Source organism: Streptococcus sp. 22.1 (assembly GCF_016648645.1).
Lineage (GTDB): Bacteria > Bacillota > Bacilli > Lactobacillales > Streptococcaceae > Streptococcus.
In genome coordinates, this window is record NZ_JACLQK010000019.1 from 1 (window position 1) to 16,442 (window position 16,442).

General features: G+C 38.4%; 17 protein-coding genes. 3 read left to right on the forward strand and 14 right to left on the reverse strand.

The annotated features are described in order from the left end of the window. Nucleotides 1–84: 84 nt before the first annotated feature. The 5 genes from H7U04_RS08815 to glmS all read right to left on the reverse strand — a co-directional run bounded on the left by H7U04_RS08815 (nt 85) and on the right by glmS (nt 4,687). A complete protein-coding gene (locus H7U04_RS08815) occupies nt 85–936 on the reverse strand; it encodes an amino acid ABC transporter substrate-binding protein (protein ID WP_060971242.1) in 852 nt (283 codons plus the stop codon). Nucleotides 937–948: 12 nt separating this feature from the next. Further along, nucleotides 949–1,578, reverse strand: a complete 630-nt coding sequence (locus H7U04_RS08820) for an amino acid ABC transporter ATP-binding protein (protein ID WP_014634575.1) — start codon at nt 1,576–1,578, stop codon at nt 949–951. An 8-nt stretch (nt 1,579–1,586) separates the two neighbouring features. Continuing rightward, complete coding sequence (locus H7U04_RS08825) at nt 1,587–2,228, reverse strand: amino acid ABC transporter permease (RefSeq protein ID WP_014634576.1); 642 nt, start codon at nt 2,226–2,228, stop codon at nt 1,587–1,589. Between the two features lie 200 nt (nt 2,229–2,428). Next, a complete protein-coding gene (locus H7U04_RS08830; RefSeq protein ID WP_002891088.1) occupies nt 2,429–2,761 on the reverse strand; it encodes a zinc ribbon domain-containing protein YjdM in 333 nt (110 codons plus the stop codon). Between the two features lie 117 nt (nt 2,762–2,878). Then, nucleotides 2,879–4,687, reverse strand: coding sequence for a glutamine--fructose-6-phosphate transaminase (isomerizing) (gene glmS, locus H7U04_RS08835; RefSeq protein ID WP_201059694.1), 1,809 nt, complete (start codon nt 4,685–4,687; stop codon nt 2,879–2,881). Nucleotides 4,688–4,894: 207 nt separating this feature from the next. Between glmS and H7U04_RS08840 the strand changes: the two genes are divergently transcribed. After that, nucleotides 4,895–5,803 carry a LysR family transcriptional regulator gene (locus H7U04_RS08840; protein WP_073689982.1) on the forward strand — a complete coding sequence of 303 codons (909 nt, stop codon included), beginning with the start codon at nt 4,895–4,897 and terminating at the stop codon, nt 5,801–5,803. Nucleotides 5,804–5,896: 93 nt separating this feature from the next. On the opposite strand, the gene H7U04_RS08845 is transcribed toward H7U04_RS08840, so the two are convergent. Then, nucleotides 5,897–6,610: a glycoside hydrolase family 73 protein gene (locus H7U04_RS08845; protein WP_110981450.1), complete on the reverse strand. Its 714-nt coding sequence runs from the start codon at nt 6,608–6,610 to the stop codon at nt 5,897–5,899. 172 nt (nt 6,611–6,782) lie between these two features. On the opposite strand from H7U04_RS08845, the gene H7U04_RS08850 reads away from it, so the two are divergent. Continuing rightward, nucleotides 6,783–7,790, forward strand: coding sequence for a YeiH family protein (locus H7U04_RS08850; protein ID WP_110981451.1), 1,008 nt, complete (start codon nt 6,783–6,785; stop codon nt 7,788–7,790). Between the two features lie 54 nt (nt 7,791–7,844). On the opposite strand, the gene H7U04_RS08855 is transcribed toward H7U04_RS08850, so the two are convergent. The 3 genes from H7U04_RS08855 to H7U04_RS08865 all read right to left on the reverse strand — a co-directional run bounded on the left by H7U04_RS08855 (nt 7,845) and on the right by H7U04_RS08865 (nt 10,462). Beyond that, nucleotides 7,845–8,156 carry a hypothetical protein gene (locus H7U04_RS08855; RefSeq protein ID WP_110981452.1) on the reverse strand — a complete coding sequence of 104 codons (312 nt, stop codon included), beginning with the start codon at nt 8,154–8,156 and terminating at the stop codon, nt 7,845–7,847. Between the two features lie 144 nt (nt 8,157–8,300). Next, the gene (locus tag H7U04_RS08860; protein ID WP_110981453.1) at nt 8,301–8,699 is read right to left on the reverse strand and encodes a hypothetical protein; all 399 of its coding nucleotides are present in this window, start codon (nt 8,697–8,699) and stop codon (nt 8,301–8,303) included. A gap of 218 nt (nt 8,700–8,917) precedes the next feature. Beyond that, complete coding sequence (locus H7U04_RS08865; protein ID WP_048790516.1) at nt 8,918–10,462, reverse strand: zinc ABC transporter substrate-binding protein AdcA; 1,545 nt, start codon at nt 10,460–10,462, stop codon at nt 8,918–8,920. A 157-nt stretch (nt 10,463–10,619) separates the two neighbouring features. On the opposite strand from H7U04_RS08865, the gene H7U04_RS08870 reads away from it, so the two are divergent. Continuing rightward, a complete protein-coding gene (locus tag H7U04_RS08870) occupies nt 10,620–11,441 on the forward strand; it encodes a PrsW family glutamic-type intramembrane protease (protein ID WP_037597870.1) in 822 nt (273 codons plus the stop codon). 54 nt (nt 11,442–11,495) lie between these two features. On the opposite strand, the gene H7U04_RS08875 is transcribed toward H7U04_RS08870, so the two are convergent. The 5 genes from H7U04_RS08875 to H7U04_RS08895 are packed head-to-tail and all read right to left on the reverse strand — an operon-like array spanning nt 11,496 to nt 16,431. Next, complete coding sequence (locus tag H7U04_RS08875) at nt 11,496–12,893, reverse strand: C69 family dipeptidase (protein WP_002891100.1); 1,398 nt, start codon at nt 12,891–12,893, stop codon at nt 11,496–11,498. 17 nt (nt 12,894–12,910) lie between these two features. Next, nucleotides 12,911–13,822 carry a DNA-binding protein WhiA gene (whiA, locus tag H7U04_RS08880; protein WP_002891101.1) on the reverse strand — a complete coding sequence of 304 codons (912 nt, stop codon included), beginning with the start codon at nt 13,820–13,822 and terminating at the stop codon, nt 12,911–12,913. Further along, a complete protein-coding gene (locus tag H7U04_RS08885) occupies nt 13,819–14,793 on the reverse strand; it encodes a YvcK family protein (RefSeq protein WP_002891102.1) in 975 nt (324 codons plus the stop codon). Before H7U04_RS08885 ends, whiA begins: the two co-directional genes overlap by 4 nt. Next, the gene (rapZ, locus tag H7U04_RS08890) at nt 14,790–15,680 is read right to left on the reverse strand and encodes an RNase adapter RapZ (RefSeq protein WP_014634584.1); all 891 of its coding nucleotides are present in this window, start codon (nt 15,678–15,680) and stop codon (nt 14,790–14,792) included. Before rapZ ends, H7U04_RS08885 begins: the two co-directional genes overlap by 4 nt. Next, entirely contained in the window at nt 15,661–16,431 is a 771-nt protein-coding gene (locus H7U04_RS08895; RefSeq protein ID WP_002891104.1) for a DUF1003 domain-containing protein, read from the reverse strand. Before H7U04_RS08895 ends, rapZ begins: the two co-directional genes overlap by 20 nt. Nucleotides 16,432–16,442 lie beyond the last annotated feature (11 nt).

Genomic DNA, 16,442 nt, shown 5'->3' on the forward strand with positions numbered 1-16,442 from the left:
CTCTGAACATAAAAAAAGAGAAGACCTATCAGGTCCTCTCTAGATGTTAGCTTTTCGTCACCCACTACAGTTGACAAGGAGCCTCTATTTTTTCCCTTTAACTTGGTCTGTGGCAACATCTTCGCCAAACCACTTGTTAGAAATCTTTTGAAATTCTCCTTTTTTATAAAGGGTTCTAAATCCTTGATTGATTTTTTTGATCAGTGTCTTATCTGCTTTACGAGCACCTACAGCAAAGCTTTCACCTTCATAACCAGCAGGCATAACATTATACTGATCCAGAACCCCTGATTTTTCTAAGTAGTAATTAGCATACACACGGTCAATCAATAGACCGTCAATACGTCCACTATCAAGGTCAATCAAGGCTTGAGTAAAGGTCGAATATTGGACTGCTTTTTGGTTGGCAACGATATCCTTCAAAATCTTCGGAGAAGCATTGAAAGCATCATAACCGGAAGACCCTGCTTGGGCACCTAAGGTCTTACCTGACATTCCAGCAACAGAATCAATTCCCGAAGACTTTTTGGTTACCAGTACTTGTTCATTGACCATATAAGGTTCCGTGAAGTCCGCAGACTGCTTACGCTCATCCGTGACCGAGTAACCATTCCAAATGAGGTCAATTGTCCCATTCTTCAGTTCTGTTTCTTTCATATCCCAGTCAATAGCCTGCCATTCGACATCGATACCATACAATTTAAAGACTGCAGTTGCAAGATCAATATCAAAACCAACATAGCTACCATCCTTTTCCTCATATCCCATAGGAACAAAGGTTGCATCAAAACCAATTTTGATTTTCTTTTCTTTGGTATAGGTTTGCCACTGATCTTTCTGAGTTGCAAAATGTGAGCGCGAGCTGCAAGCTGATAGCGCAAACAAAGGCAAAATGACAAGACAGCCTAGCAAAATCGTTTTTACTATTTTTTTCATGGAAAATCCTCACTATTTTGGATTGATAGTGACAATCTCATCGGCGATGTGTTGTGCAAACTGCATATCGTGAGTGATAACGATTTGCGTAATCCCAGTCTCACGATTCTGCAAAATCAATTTCTCCACTTCTTGACGCAACTCAGGGTCAAGAGCTGATGTTGGTTCATCATAGCCGACAATTTTCGGATCAATCATCATAGCACGCGCAAATGCAACACGTTGTTTTTGTCCCCCAGAAAGAGAGTAAGGATAAGCATTTCCGTGAGCTCCAAGGCCTAAACGGTCAAGCAGAGCTTGAGCTTTTTTCTGAGCATCCTCCTTAGACATTCCCATCGTCTTAATTGGAGAAAGCGTTAGATTGTCTAAGACTGTTAAATGTGGAAACAGTTGGAAATCTTGGAAGACAAAACCGAGCAAATTACGACTTTCCATCTGATCCAAAGGAATCTCTTCATTTTCATAAATAATTTGTCCTGAATCAATGGTTTCAAGACCTGCTAGCATACGCAAGAGAGTCGTTTTACCACCACCAGATGGTCCGACAATAGCCAAGATTTTTCCTTCTTCTACTGTCAGATTATACTTATCAAAAATTTTGTGTTGACCAAATTGCTTGGAAATATTTTTTAATTCTAACATAAGGTCTCCTATTTATAATAGTTGAATTTCTTTTCGATGTTTTTCGAAGCCACAGTCACAACACCCACAAGGATAAGATAGATAGCTCCGGCCACAAACATCGGTGCTAAGGTCGCATCACGGTTCGCAGCGGTACGACTTTCCAAAAGAAGGTCTCCAACCCCAAGCACATAAACCAATGATGAATCCTTAACCAAGTTAATAATCTCGTTAAAGATACTTGGCAAGACAATCTTGACCACCTGAGGAAGGATAATGTAGCGGATGGTTTGGAAAGGACTAAGTTTAAGCATTTTTGCTGCTTCGTATTGTCCTTTCGGAATAGCCAAGATTCCTCCACGGAAAATCTCTGCGAAATAAGCTGCATAGTTAAGCGTAAAAGCAAGAATAGCAGCTGGTAGACGATCAAAGACAATCCCAACACTTGGAAGAACGTAATAAACGAAGATCAATTGTAAAAGGAGAGGCGTTCCACGCATAATCCAAACGTAAAGGGTTAATAACCAATTTAAAGGTTTGAATTTAATCTGCATTAAGAAAGCAAGTACAATCCCTAATGGAATCGACAGTACGATAACAATGAAAAATACTTGAAGTGTGACTACCGCACCGTTCAAAAGGGCTGGTAATACTTCCAAAACGTATGACATATAAACTCCTATAATTATTTAGTATTATTGAATATTATACCAATTTTTTTGAAAAAATGATATAAGATTTTGAAAATAGTAAAAAGGAGTGCGACTAGACCCAATTTTCAAAATGAGTTCATAATCACACTCCTGGGAGACTTAAATAGTCTGTCCTGAGAAACAAACAATACTTAAGTCTAGCATCCCTAAAGCTTATTTTAGATTTTCTTAACAAATTCAGATTTAAGTTTCATAGCACCAAAACCATCAATCTTACAATCAATGTTATGGTCACCTTCAACCAAACGAATATTTTTAACACGTGTGCCTTGTTTAATATCTTTTGGCGCACCTTTCACTTTCAAATCTTTAATAACTGTAACAGTATCACCGTCAGCAAGACGTGTTCCATTACTATCAAGAACCACAAGTCCTTCTTCTTCTGCAACTTCGTTTGGATCCCACTCATAGGCACATTCAGGACATACAAGCAAGATTCCATCTTCATAAACATACTCTGAGTTACATTTTGGACAATTTGGTAATGACATAATTCTCTCCTAAGATTGTGATATAGATACTATTCTACTTTAGATTCTCCAATTAAGCAAGGGTAAAAAGGATAAAAACAAACAACATCCCTTACACTGTAAGAGATGTTAGTATTTTTATTCAACAGTAACTGATTTAGCCAAGTTACGTGGTTTATCGACGTCAAGTCCACGATGAAGTGTTGCAAAGTAAGCAATCAATTGTGTCGGTACAACCATTGAAATTGGTGACAAGTAAGGGTGAACATTATTAAGAACGATGTCATCACCTTCTTTAGCAACATTTTCCTCAGCAATAGTCAACACTTTAGCACCACGAGCAGCTACCTCTTGAATATTACCACGAGTGTGGCTAGCAAGAACAGCGTCAGACAAGAGCGCAATAACAGGTGTACCATCTTCGATCAAAGCAATCGTTCCGTGTTTCAACTCACCTGCTGCAAAACCTTCACATTGGATATATGAGATTTCTTTCAATTTAAGACTGGCTTCCATAGCAACATAGTAATCTTGACCACGACCAATATAGAAAGCGTTACGTGTTTCTGCAAGAAGAGCTGCCACTTTCTCGTCAATGACTTCTTTTTCAGAGAGTGTTGATTCGATAGATTGTGCTACAAGTGACAATTCATGTACCAAGTCGAAAGCTTTAGCTTTTTCATTACCATTAGCCTCACCGACTGCTTTAGCCAAGAAGGCAAGAGCCGCAATCTGAGCAGTGTAAGCTTTAGTAGAAGCTACGGCAATTTCTGGGCCAGCATGAAGAAGCATTGTATGGTCAGCTTCACGAGAAAGGGTAGATCCTGGAACGTTTGTCACTGTCAAACTTGGAATACCCAACTCGTTAGCTTTAACAAGAACCTGACGGCTATCTGCTGTTTCACCTGATTGGCTAATAAAGACAAAGAGAGGTTTCTTGCTAAGGAGTGGCATACCATAACCCCACTCAGAAGAAATACCAAGCTCAACTGGTGTATCTGTCAACTCTTCGAGCATCTTCTTAGAAGCAAAACCAGCATGATATGATGTTCCTGCCGCAAGGATATAGATACGATCAGCCTCTTGAACAGCCTTGATAATATCAGCATCTACAGTCACTTGTCCCTTGTCATCTGTGTAGGCTTGGATAAGCTTACGCATCACTGTTGGTTGCTCATCGATTTCTTTGAGCATGTAGTAAGGGTATGTGCCTTTACCAATATCAGAAAGGTCAAGTTCAGCTGTATAGCTATCACGTTCTTTAACAGTACCATCATAATCTTGGACTTCGACACTATCAGCTTTCACGATAACTAACTCTTGATCGTGAATTTCCATGTACTGATTAGTTTCGCGAATCATAGCCATGGCATCTGAGCAGACCATGTTATAGCCATCACCAAGACCAATCAAAAGTGGTGATTTGTTTTTTGCCACGTAAATTGTTGAGGCATCTTCAGAATCCATAAGAGCGAAGCCATATGATCCACGGATAATATGAAGAGCTTTCTTGAATGCTTCAAGAGTTGACAAATCATCTTCTTCAACGAATTTTCCAATCAAGTGAACTGCAATTTCAGTATCAGTTTGGCCTTTGAAATGGTGACCAGAAAGGTATTCTTCCTTAATTTCAAGATAGTTTTCAATAACACCATTGTGAACCAAAACAAAACGTTCTGTTTCTGAGCGGTGTGGATGAGCATTATCCTCTGTTGGTTTACCGTGAGTTGCCCAACGAGTATGTCCGATACCTGCTGTCCCTTCTACTCCTTCAGTTTTAGCAGCAAGTTCCGCAATACGGCCAACAGCCTTAACCAATTGACTAGATGCATCGCCAGCTACAAAGATACCAGCTGAATCATAACCACGGTATTCTAGCTTTTCAAGTCCTTGAATCAAGATATCAGTTGCATTTGTGTTACCTACAACACCAACAATTCCACACATATTTTTAATAATAACCTCAGATCAAAGAGGTCATGTCTCCTTCATTTAAAATTGGTATAGTCAATAAGCTCTTTAAAAAGCTTAACGAGGACAGTATATTCCATATATTTGACATTGTCAAGCATAAAAATTGGTATAGTCCTAAAAAGACTTTTTACTCGCCTCTTATCCTAAGGAATAATCCTTAAAATATGCTATAATAAGGCTATGCGAATTCAACAATTACATTATATTATCAAAATCGTCGAAACCGGCTCAATGAATGAAGCTGCAAAACAACTTTTCATTACGCAACCAAGTCTTTCAAATGCTGTTCGTGACTTGGAAAGAGAAATGGGAATTGATATCTTTATCCGTAACCCTAAGGGAATCACCTTAACCAAGGATGGCGTTGAATTTCTCTCTTATGCCCGTCAGGTAGTGGAACAAACGAATCTCTTGGAAGAACGCTACAAGAGTCATACAGAGACACGTGAATTGTTTAGTGTTTCCTCTCAACACTACGCTTTTGTTGTCAATGCCTTCGTCTCACTTCTCAAAAGAGCTGATATGACACGTTACGAGCTCTTCTTACGTGAAACACGTACTTACGAAATTATTGAGGACGTTAAGAACTTCCGTTCAGAAATTGGTGTTCTCTTCCTTAACAGCTATAACCGAGATGTCTTGACTAAGATGTTTGATGACAACCGTCTCACATATACCAGTCTCTTCAAAGCTAGACCGCATATCTTTATCAGCAAGTCAAATCCATTGGCTAAGCATGAAGTTGTCTCTTTGGAAGATTTAGAAGACTTTCCATACCTTAGTTACGACCAAGGGATTCATAATTCCTTCTACTATTCTGAAGAGATTCTCTCTCAGATTCCCCATAAAAAGTCCATCGTGGTTTCAGACCGCGCGACACTCTTCAACCTATTAATCGGTTTGGATGGTTACACCATTGCTACAGGTATTTTAAATAGTAATTTGAATGGTGATAACATTGTCTCTATCCCACTTGATATTGATGATGAAATTGATATTGTTTACTTGAAGCATGAAAAGGCAACCCTCTCTAAAATGGGAGAAAAATTCCTTGATAACCTCGTTAAAGAAGTCACTTTTGACAACTAATAGATGTTAGTCCCCAGCACATAATGTTGGGGACTTTTTATCGCCAAAACTATCCAATTCAAAGCACAAAAAAGAGCCTTTCGACTCTCATCATTATTTATAATTTTTATAGCTTGCCCAAGCTTCATCTATAGATAAGGTATCAGCATCTGTATATGAGCCTCTATAGCTGTTCCAAACAAGGCCACTTGTTGAACCAGTTGCTTGGGTAACTGGAGCTTGATCATAGGCAGTCAAACCATAGTATGCAATAATGCTATTTAATTTAGAAGCGTAAAGACTATCTGTAGCATAAGTCCCTGTCAGTGCCTGAGTGGCATCTGCATAACTACTTGTATTTGATTTCCAAGTACCTGCATAAGTAGATGACGTCATCAAAGCAGCATAATCTGCTAGGGAATCACTCAGACTTCCATAAGAACGGAAAGGTTCATCAATCTCATAAGTCTTCCCTGTACCATCGTCTTCCCAAGTACGCATAGTAACGGAGTTTCCATTATAAGAGCCCTTAATCCCAAAGAAGTTGTAATAAGGAGCTTGACTCAAACCTGACTGACCTGAATTTGATTCCAGAATAGCTTGAGCAATTAGAACAGAAGCATAGATATTGTAATCTTGACCAATCTGTCTCGCAGTCTCTCCGATACTATCAATAAAAGCCGTCGTAGTTTGATTGTAGGCAGCTTCAGCTTTAGCATTAACACTGTTATCATTTTTTCTATCTGTTGTAAAAGCTAGAACCAAAAAGAGCGAACAAACAAAAGCTCCCACGATAAAAATCATATACTTCTTTAAATGACGATACATACAACCCTTCCTTCATAAAATTTTCAATTATAATATTTTAATACTATTCTATCAGAAAAACTGACAAGTCGCAACTTTCAGACCTATTTTCCTTGATAAATAAAGCAGATGTTACCTTTACATCATATTTATAATAAGCTATAATATAGTCAAATTTTAAGGAGATAAATGAATGAAAATAAAAGAATTCTTACCCGGACTAAGTATTGCAATACTTATATCTCTCCTAGCATGGTTCCTTGGAAACTTATTTCCTATTATTGGTGGGCCAGTCCTTGGTTTATTTATAGGACTTCTGATAGGAATTATTCTAAGAGATTCTCAGAAACTTAAAGCAGGAATGCAATTCACATCAAAAAAAGTATTACAATACGCTGTTATTCTTCTTGGATTTGGACTAAATCTTTCTCAAGTCTTTAAGGTTGGCGTAACGTCACTTCCCATTATTCTAGTGACTATTGCTACGGCACTCGTTACTGCTTACTTCATCCAAAAGCTATTTAGGTTAGATAGCGAAATTACTACTTTAGTAGGGGTTGGTTCTTCAATCTGTGGAGGTTCTGCTATTGCTGCAACTGCTCCTGTAATCAAGGCTAAAGATGAATCTATTGCAACAGCAATCTCGGTAATTTTCTTTTTTAACATCTTAGCGGCTTTAATCTTTCCTCACTTGGGATCTTGGTTGGGACTTAGTAATCAAGGCTTTGCCATATTTGCTGGAACAGCTGTCAACGATACTTCTTCTGTAACTGCTACAGCTAGTTCTTGGGATAGCTTACATGGAACATCTATCCTAGAGCAAGCAACCATTGTTAAATTGACTCGAACACTTGCTATCATCCCTATAACTCTTGGTCTATCTGTATGGCAGTCACGAAAGGATAATACAAAGGAAGCATTCTCGCTAAGCAAAGCAGTGCCTAACTTTATCCTTTGGTTCCTTTTGGCCTCACTGATTACAACTGTTGCAATGTCACTCGGTGTAACACCTGCCGTCTTTTCACCATTAAAAGACCTTTCAAAATTTATGATTATTATGGCAATGACAGCTATCGGTTTCCAAACAAATCTCAAAAAACTAATCACTAAAGGAGGCTCAGCACTTCTAGTGGGAGGAGTCTGTTGGTTATTAATTAGTCTTGCTTCTCTTCTCATGCAAAAGATATTAGGACTTTGGTAAAAGACATCTAAAAAACTCACAATCTGGCTAAGACTGTGAGTTTTTATTATAGAATCATTTTTTATACTCAAAGACATAGGTTTGGATAACCTTATCCCCATCGTTTGTTACTTTCAAATCTACATTGTAGCTCTTAGTTTCACCACTAATATCCTGAACCTTATAATCACCATCTTTTTTTACAGAAGAGGTGGTCTGTCCTGAATAATGCCTAACTTCAAGGCCTGAAGCTCCATCTAGAGAAAAAGAAATGAGCCCGTTTAAAGAATATAGCCCATACAAAATAAGACATAAAAAGCTCAGCGACACAAGGCTCACCAAATAATATTTAACAAAATCCCCCAATTTAAACCCCTGCTTACTCACTTAGTTATTATCTTCCTTTAACTTAACGTTATTTTTATTAGAGTATTTTCAAATTTTATTTTACACACATTTGGGTATTTTGTCAAATTATTTGATATTTAAAATAGAGCCTAATTTTTCTATATACTAAAAGCCGTTAGTCATCTAACGGCAATTTTTTATTTCTGAAATAACGTATTCAAGACGGCTATAGAGACCAAGTAATAAGTCGTAACTTCGATTTTCATTTTCTTTCAAAACAGTGAAAACTGTTGTACTATAGGTAAATTCAAAGAAGTCATCTAATTCCTTGAGCCAGTCATCAATAACCCCTAAATTTTTATCAATGATTGCAAACAAACTTGGCTGATACCAGATTGTACCTTCGATATAAAGGTTTTTGTCAGATAATTTAGATAGGGATACTTTCAAGTCAGCAAGCTCTCTTTTAGCAAGATTTGGTTCAATCTTTAAATCAAAAAGCAAGCGTGCATCATGATTTAGAATATCGAGTTCTGCTTGAAGTAGTTGAATATAATGTATCGCTACTAAATACTGGTTCATGGGTCTCTCCTGGTCATCTGAAAATCGTACTATTATTGTACCACTAAAGAATGAAAAAATGTAGTAATTATTTAATTTTTTACAGGATTTTTTTAGAAAAAATACGATGCTTTAAATTTCTGTTTAAAACTAATGACACTAGCAATTTTCTAAGAGTTTAAGAAATGAAAGATTTTTTAAAAAAAGAAAAACACTCACGAATGAGTGCATTTCTAGTCTTAATGGCTAACCATTTCTTGTGCAATTTCAAAGCCACTAAGTTTTCCAGGATAGTAAGTTGGCCAATTATCCATTTCTTTTAGAATCTCATCTTGGCTACTATTTCCAAAGAAAATATGGAAATGTGCTGAAGTTGTTGGATCTATTTGATGATCTGAAAATTGGACATACTGGTAAGGGTTATCTGCTGCTTGACTATCAGTTGCTGTAAAGAGATAACGAACACCTTTTTTACCAGAAGCATAGGTTAGAATCTTATAACCATCATAACGATAAGTGTGTGTCACACTACTTCCATCATTCTTTGTGAAAGTCATGGTCATCTTTTTACCGTCAATAGCAATTTTAGAAACATCTGTTTGATAGCCCTTAGTGTAGTATTCTTTGTACTCTTGTGCAGTTTTATCTTTATTTAATAGAGATTTGTATTCAAATACTTGATCTAAAGTACCATCTTGAAGATAAGGATAGACCGATTGCCACTCACCAGACCAATCCGAAAGTTCTCTATCTTTAACATCTTTGTCATCGAAGTAACCATTTTGAACCGTTTTCTTGTCATCACTTCCCGTTTCAGGTTGGATAGCTTTACCTTCAACGTCCGTTGTTAAACGAAGATTTTTTAGGTTCTCAGTCATAACACTGACATAGTCTTCACCTTTTTTCAACTGTTCCTTAGTTAGTGATTCAATTGGATTTAAAACTGCTGTCTTAACTCCTACTTCGTTAGCTAAGGTTTTAGCAACACTACTTGAAGCATTTTCCTCAAAATAGATATAGTTAATATCATATTCTTTGACATACTTAGAAAGGCTAGCGATACGTTTTGCAGAAGGGTCGGACTCAGCTGAAACACCTAAAATTGGTACCTGTGTCAAACCGTAATCTAAGGCAAGGTAGGCAAAAGCTGCGTGCTGAGTAACAAAACTTTTCTGTTTTGCTTGACTAAAGGCTTCAGTATACTCCTTATCCAAAGTCTTTAATTTTTTAAGGTATTTCTCGGCATTGGTTGTAAAGACTGCTTTTTTATCTGGATGCTGAGCAATCAAACCGTCTCTAATAGTTTCAACTAATTTTTGAGAACGTTTAGGTGAGAGCCAAACATGGGGATCATATTCGTGGTGATGTTCTTCTCCACCATGATCATGATCTTCTTCCTCTGTTCCAGGTAAAAGAACCATGCCTTGACTTGCCTTAATGACTTTTGTATTTTTTGTGTTGATAGACTTTTCAACTTTTGGAACCCAGGTTTCCATATTTTCATTTAGGTAGACAAAAGTGTCTGCTTTTTCAATGTCAGCGACATTCTTAGTAGATGGTTGGAAATCGTGGGCTTCACTTCCAGCAGGAATGAGATAAGACACCTCTCCCTCATCTCCTACAACCTGCTTGGTAAATTCATAAACAGGGTAAAAGCTCGTCACAACTTTCAAATCACCATTTCCTTTTGAACCGTGGTGACTAGTCGTATAATAAATACCTGCACCAGCAGCTAAAACAACTGCTGCTAATCCTGCTAGGCCAAAAATGCGTTTCTTTTTCATGATATTCCTTTCAAAATACTTAACCAGTTAATAGTTTACTGGTTAAGTATATCACACTTCATTTATTTTGCAAGTCCTAAAATAAAAAAATTGAAATATTTCGACGAGAAAGAATTATTTGATATACTGGAAATATCATTTGGAAAGTAGGTTATACATGTTTCGAAAATTAATCCTATATCTTTTTTTATTGCTTTCAGCCATAGGCCTGACTTATGATACGCAATCATACACTTCAGGCGCTTTGTCTGGTTCGGCATACGGTATTATTGGACTATCAACACTGATTGCCTTATGTTATATCGTACCAGGAATATTTCTGATTCTGTACTTAGGCAAGAGATGGCAGGTGAAACCACTTGTTCTCATATTTGCTCTAATTGGTGGAGTCTTTATCACAGGATGGATAGCTGGTTATGCCAATACCATTTCTCACGACTGGGTGACTGCTCATCTTTCTTCAAAGAGTTTCTTCTACCGCTTTGAGGATGCTCTTATGGCTCCCCTAGTTGAGGAACCCCTCAAACTTGCAGCTTTTCTCTTTGCTATCTATATGGTGCCAACGAAAAGTTACAAGGGGCTCTTGCTTGTCGCTATTACGGCAGGTCTTGGCTTCCAGATTAGTGAAGACTTCTCCTATATTCTTTCAGATTTGCCTGATGGTTTTTCTTATACGGTTTCAGGGATTCTTGGTCGAACTATTGGTGCTGTATCGTCTCACTGGCTTTACACGTCCTTCCTTGCTATGGGGCTAGTCCTTATATGGCGTTCACGTCAAAAACTCATTAATTCCAAGTACAGTCTTATTGGTATGCTTTATGCTTGCGGTGCTTTTGCGGCACACTTTGCTTGGAATTCACCTCTTCGAAATTTAGAAAGCGATTTGCCATGGGCATCAGGCCTCCTCATTTCACTCAATCTTTTCTTTTTCATTACACTTTATCAGCTCCTCTCGAAACTGGATGAAGAAAACAAGTAAGGTTAGACTACGAAAAAACCTTTCCATAAAATTGGAAAGGTTTTTTTGATGACTTTAATCACTCATAGAAAAACGATTGGTCATCAAATTACTTGCATCATCTAAGACTTTTGCCAATAGTTTATCTGTTTCTGACTGAATCTGGTCACTAATCTTTTGATTTTCAGATTCAAAATCAATACTCTCACCATTTGCTAAAGCATTGTCGACATGATTAATCATAGCATGGCCAAGAGCCATCGTTGTTTCTACATAGGCATCTAAATCAGCTTCATGCTGTTGGAAATGAGGATCACAGATAGCAGCAATCAAGCGATTACTCCAGTAGAAATTACCTGTATCAACCTTATCTGTTGTTTGACGGAAATAAGCAGGTGTTGTTTCGACCTGAGTCCAGAATGGCACCATTGTACCAAATGGCATTGATCCATAGGCTAACCACTGAATACCAGTTGTTTCTGATGGTTTGTTAGGACGCATTTGCAAGAGAGCTGTTTGACTAGTACGGTTAATACCGATTGGACGGAATTGGCGTTGACTCACGGCATCTCCTTGAGGTCCATAAGGATCATAAGGCGTATCTTGGTAATGAAGACTCAAAACGTATTTAACATCTTCAACTGTAATTTTGCGGTATGGTTTTTGGCACCATGGAATAAAGAATGATTTTGGATCATAGTCTTTTTCTGGGTTCAAAAATTTCTGCATAGCCCAGGCACGTGGTGTATTATAATGACGATCCTTATCTCGTTGGCTACCAAAAGCATAACGTGGATTAAAGTGTTCATTAGAATAAGTCAAATCCAAGTGATGTTTATTAATAAAATTTCGAATGTCTGGTGAGGCAAGATAATCGTCTGGATTTTCAAACTCATAGTGATCGATACCAAGTTGGTTTGGGTTAGTAACATAGGCATCGTCTGGAACACGTCTTGCAATCCAATGGTGACCACCAATTGTTTCCAACCACCAAATTTCTTCAGTGTCTGAAAAAGCAATCCCATTAGACTCATAAGTCCCGTAAGTTTCAAGGAGTTCTCCTAAACGAAGGACACCTTCACGCGCCGTCTTGATATATGGCAGGACCAAAGTCAACATATCCTCTTCTCCAAAACCATCTTTAACAAGAGGATCAGCGCCGAGAACACGCGCATTGGTCGTGATTGTTTCTGTTGCACTCATGGCAACATTAGCTGAGTTAATACCAGCTTCACCCCAGATACCGTCTTTCCCAAGCGCATCTGGGACAGAGGTATAACGTAGAGGATTATCTGGCAAATCAATTGAAAAATTGCTAAGCACAGACTGGTAATGACGCGGTTGGTCTTCAGGGGGCACGACGAGAAATTCTTTGGGCGTAAAAACACCTGATTGAGAATCCTCAGTACGTGCAATCATGGTAGAGCCGTCATATGAGGCCTTCTTACCTACTAAAATCGTTGTACAAGCCATAAAAGCTTCCTTTCTACTTACAAATCGTCGGCAATCTTATTGATTTTTCTGAGACGATGGTTGACACCACTCTTGGTCAGAGGAGGTTCTATACTATCTGCAATCTGCTGGATAGAGTAATCTGGGTTGGCAATACGGAGTTGGGCAATTTGGCGCAGCTCCACCGGTAAAATCTCCAAGCCAACCGTATCCATAATCTTGATAATATTATTAATTGTTTTCATGCTAGCACTAATCGTTCTAGCAATATTGGCTGTTTCCGCATTATTGGCACGATTCAGATCATTTCTGGTTTCTCGCATAATTTTGACCTCTTCGAAGACATCCTTAGAGTTCATTGCGCCAATAACAAGGAGAAAATCCATAATGTCCTCAGCTTTTTGAAGATAGGTCACAAACCCATTTTTATGACTCAAAACCTTAGCATCGAGCATAAATTTTTTCATGAGAGAAGCTAAATCCTCTGCGTGGTCTTGGTAAACGGAAAAAATTTCTAATTGATAACGGCCTTTTTCAGGATCACGTACTGTTCCAGTCGCCAAAAAAGCGCCTCGTAAATAGGATCTTCCAGCTTCGTCATCTTCCATTACTGATGTTTCAATACCTGTTTCAAAGCCAAAGAAAGAATCTGCCAATTGTAAATCGGACAAAATATCATTGACATGGTCAGCGACAAAAACCGTGTAAACACGATTTTTCTTGAGATTGGTCTTGTTGTGATGTCTCAATTCAGGATTACTCTGATAACGACTTTCCATTAATTGGTAGATATGTCGCGCAATCTTTGCATTTTCTGTTGAGATGGAAAGAGTCAATCCTTGGTTGGTCAATCCAACCGAACCAGACATCTTAATCAATGCTGACAATTCAGCCTTGTCTTTGCTTGAAGCAGCAATTATCTCTTCTTTAACCTTAATTGTGAAACTCATGACTTGTTCCTCACTAGATGCATGAGCTCATCCACTACCAAGTCACCATGGTGGAAGGCACCACCATTTTCAAGTCGCAGAAAATTAGAAGACACAACTGTTTTAGCTTCACGACGTAAGCCCTCAAAATCATGCTCAACCTGAACAAGGTATTCATCAAATTTATTACTAGCCATGTATTCCTTAGGTACTTTCTTAATATTAACTAGGACATTGTCAATCACATCAGAGCCAAGATGACGATTAAGAACAGCCACATGGTCGGCATCTGAGAATTGTTCAGTTTCTCCGTACTGAGTCATAATATTACAAATGTAAGTCACATCAGCCTTGGTCTCGATAAGAGCCTGACGAATCTCTGGTATAACTAGGTTGGGCAAAATCGATGTATAAAGAGATCCAGGACCTAAAACAATCATATCACTATTCATAATAGCATCAACAACCTTACGACTGGCCTTAGGCTCTTCGTCATTATAGGTATTGGTCACATAAACGCGTTCAATCATGCCATCATACTGGGCAATACTACTCTCCCCTGCTACTTCATGACCATCTTGAAAAACGGCATGAAGCGTCAAAGCTGTCTCACTAGCAGGATAAATTTTTCCTGTAACGTGGAAGAACTTCGTCAGAAGCTGCATGGCATTATAGGTAGATCCCTGCATTTCTGAAATTCCAGCGATGATTAAATTTCCGAGTGGATGACCAGCCAAAGCACCATCGGTTTTATCAAAACGATATTGGAAAACTCTTTCATAAAGTTTAGGCATATCACTCATAGCTACCAAAACATTACGCAAATCCCCTGGAGGTGTCAGTTGCATGATATCACGCAAATCTCCCGAAGAACCGCCATCATCAGCTACAGTTACCACAGCAGTGATATCAACATCCTTATGACGCAAACTACGAAGAATGACTGGGATACCAGTTCCCCCACCTATTACTGTAATTCTTGGTTTTTTCATGAACGATTCACTGTCTCCTTACGTCGATCCTTATCACGATGTGTTTCATTGACTGTCCAATCATTTTTCAAATCTTGAGCCAGACGATGTGCAAAGGCTACACTACGGTGTTGACCACCTGTGCAGCCAACAGCAATGGTAAGAACAGACTTACCTTCTTTCTTGTAGCCAGGCAAGATTGGTTTAATAAGCTGTGTCAAATGATTGTAAAAGTCTTCTGATTCCTTATGTTTCATGACATAATCAAAAACTTCTTTATCCAAACCTGTGAGGTTACGAAGTGCAGGATCATAATAAGGATTTGGCAAGAAACGGACATCAAAAACCAGATCTGCATCCAATGGCAATCCATATTTAAAACCAAAACTCAAAACTTCAATACGGAAAGAAGATTGGTCTTGTTCAGATGAGAACTGTTCAGAAATAGCCTTACGCAACTGGCGTGGGGTTAATTCTGTCGTATCAACCACGTTTTGACTCAAACTCTTAAGCGGTGACAAAAGCTCACGCTCAAGCTTAATGCCATCCAAAACACGACCATCTGCCGCCAATGGGTGGCTACGACGTGTCTCTTTATAACGAGAAACCAATTCACCATCAGTGGCATCCAAGAATAGAATCTTGAAATTAAGTTCCTCATTACTTTCCAATTTATCCAGAATATCGTTAATCTCATCGAAGAACAAGCGACTACGCATGTCAACAACAAGAGCAATCTTGTCTGTCTCTTCACTATGTTTTACCAATTCGATAACCTTAGGTACCAAAGAGGGGGGCATATTATCAATGGTGAAGTATCCAATATCCTCAAAGGATTGAATTGCTACAGTCTTACCTGCACCACTCATCCCTGTTACAACAACTAAATTAATTTTTTTCGTTCCCATGAGACTCCCTTTCTAATCTTTCTTCTTTCAAGACACGAATAACGTCTGACATCTTCTCAACTTGTTGGCTAACCCCCATAATCATTTCTGTCTGCAATTTTTGAATTGTCAGAAGATCTGATTGGTCTTGTTGAACCAAGTGGTCAATTTTTTCATGCAGAAGTCGAATTTCTTCCTTAGACTGGGTATTGACGTGATAGTCGTTACGCGCTTGTAAACGGTCGTAATCCGATGCTCGATTCTGACTCATCATAATCAATGGTGCCTGAACGGCCGCTAGAGTAGACAAGGCCAGATTCAACAGAATAAATGGATATTTATCAAAGGCAATTCCAAAGGGTTGAACAACATTCAGCCCCATCCAAATAGCCATAAAAGCAACAAATGACAAGATAAAAGTCCAAGATCCACCAAACCGGGCCACTTCATCCGCTACTTTTTGGCCAAAAGTAATTCTACTATCCAATTGTTCCTGGATATCCTGATCCTCGTACAACAAACTTTTGGTGACATCGTGAACAGTTTCCCGAACGTGTTCGTTTTTCTCATTAGCATTAGAAATAACTTCATCAAGAAAAACTAACCTATAGTCTAAAAGGCTGATATTACTAATAAAATCATGTCCTTGTAAATCAGGGTAATCTTTTTTCAAAAGCACCTGCAAACGACTATTTAGACGTTCGAAATAGGAACCATCGGTTTCATCGAACCACTCTTTAGAGATATAATCCTGAACTCTCTTAACCTGCATATTTTCGCCTT

Coding starts and splice junctions, on each gene's coding strand:
- H7U04_RS08815 (WP_060971242.1), bottom strand. CDS start 936: ATGAAAAAAATAGTAAAAACGATTTTGCTAGGCTGTCTTGTCATTTTG.
- H7U04_RS08820 (WP_014634575.1), bottom strand. CDS start 1,578: ATGTTAGAATTAAAAAATATTTCCAAGCAATTTGGTCAACACAAAATT.
- H7U04_RS08825 (WP_014634576.1), bottom strand. CDS start 2,228: ATGTCATACGTTTTGGAAGTATTACCAGCCCTTTTGAACGGTGCGGTA.
- H7U04_RS08830 (WP_002891088.1), bottom strand. CDS start 2,761: ATGTCATTACCAAATTGTCCAAAATGTAACTCAGAGTATGTTTATGAA.
- glmS (WP_201059694.1), bottom strand. CDS start 4,687: ATGTGTGGAATTGTTGGTGTTGTAGGTAACACAAATGCAACTGATATC.
- H7U04_RS08840 (WP_073689982.1), top strand. CDS start 4,895: ATGCGAATTCAACAATTACATTATATTATCAAAATCGTCGAAACCGGC.
- H7U04_RS08845 (WP_110981450.1), bottom strand. CDS start 6,610: ATGTATCGTCATTTAAAGAAGTATATGATTTTTATCGTGGGAGCTTTT.
- H7U04_RS08850 (WP_110981451.1), top strand. CDS start 6,783: ATGAAAATAAAAGAATTCTTACCCGGACTAAGTATTGCAATACTTATA.
- H7U04_RS08860 (WP_110981453.1), bottom strand. CDS start 8,699: ATGAACCAGTATTTAGTAGCGATACATTATATTCAACTACTTCAAGCA.
- H7U04_RS08865 (WP_048790516.1), bottom strand. CDS start 10,462: ATGAAAAAGAAACGCATTTTTGGCCTAGCAGGATTAGCAGCAGTTGTT.
- H7U04_RS08870 (WP_037597870.1), top strand. CDS start 10,620: ATGTTTCGAAAATTAATCCTATATCTTTTTTTATTGCTTTCAGCCATA.
- H7U04_RS08875 (WP_002891100.1), bottom strand. CDS start 12,893: ATGGCTTGTACAACGATTTTAGTAGGTAAGAAGGCCTCATATGACGGC.
- whiA (WP_002891101.1), bottom strand. CDS start 13,822: ATGAGTTTCACAATTAAGGTTAAAGAAGAGATAATTGCTGCTTCAAGC.
- H7U04_RS08885 (WP_002891102.1), bottom strand. CDS start 14,793: ATGAAAAAACCAAGAATTACAGTAATAGGTGGGGGAACTGGTATCCCA.
- rapZ (WP_014634584.1), bottom strand. CDS start 15,680: ATGGGAACGAAAAAAATTAATTTAGTTGTTGTAACAGGGATGAGTGGT.
- H7U04_RS08895 (WP_002891104.1), bottom strand. CDS start 16,431: ATGCAGGTTAAGAGAGTTCAGGATTATATCTCTAAAGAGTGGTTCGAT.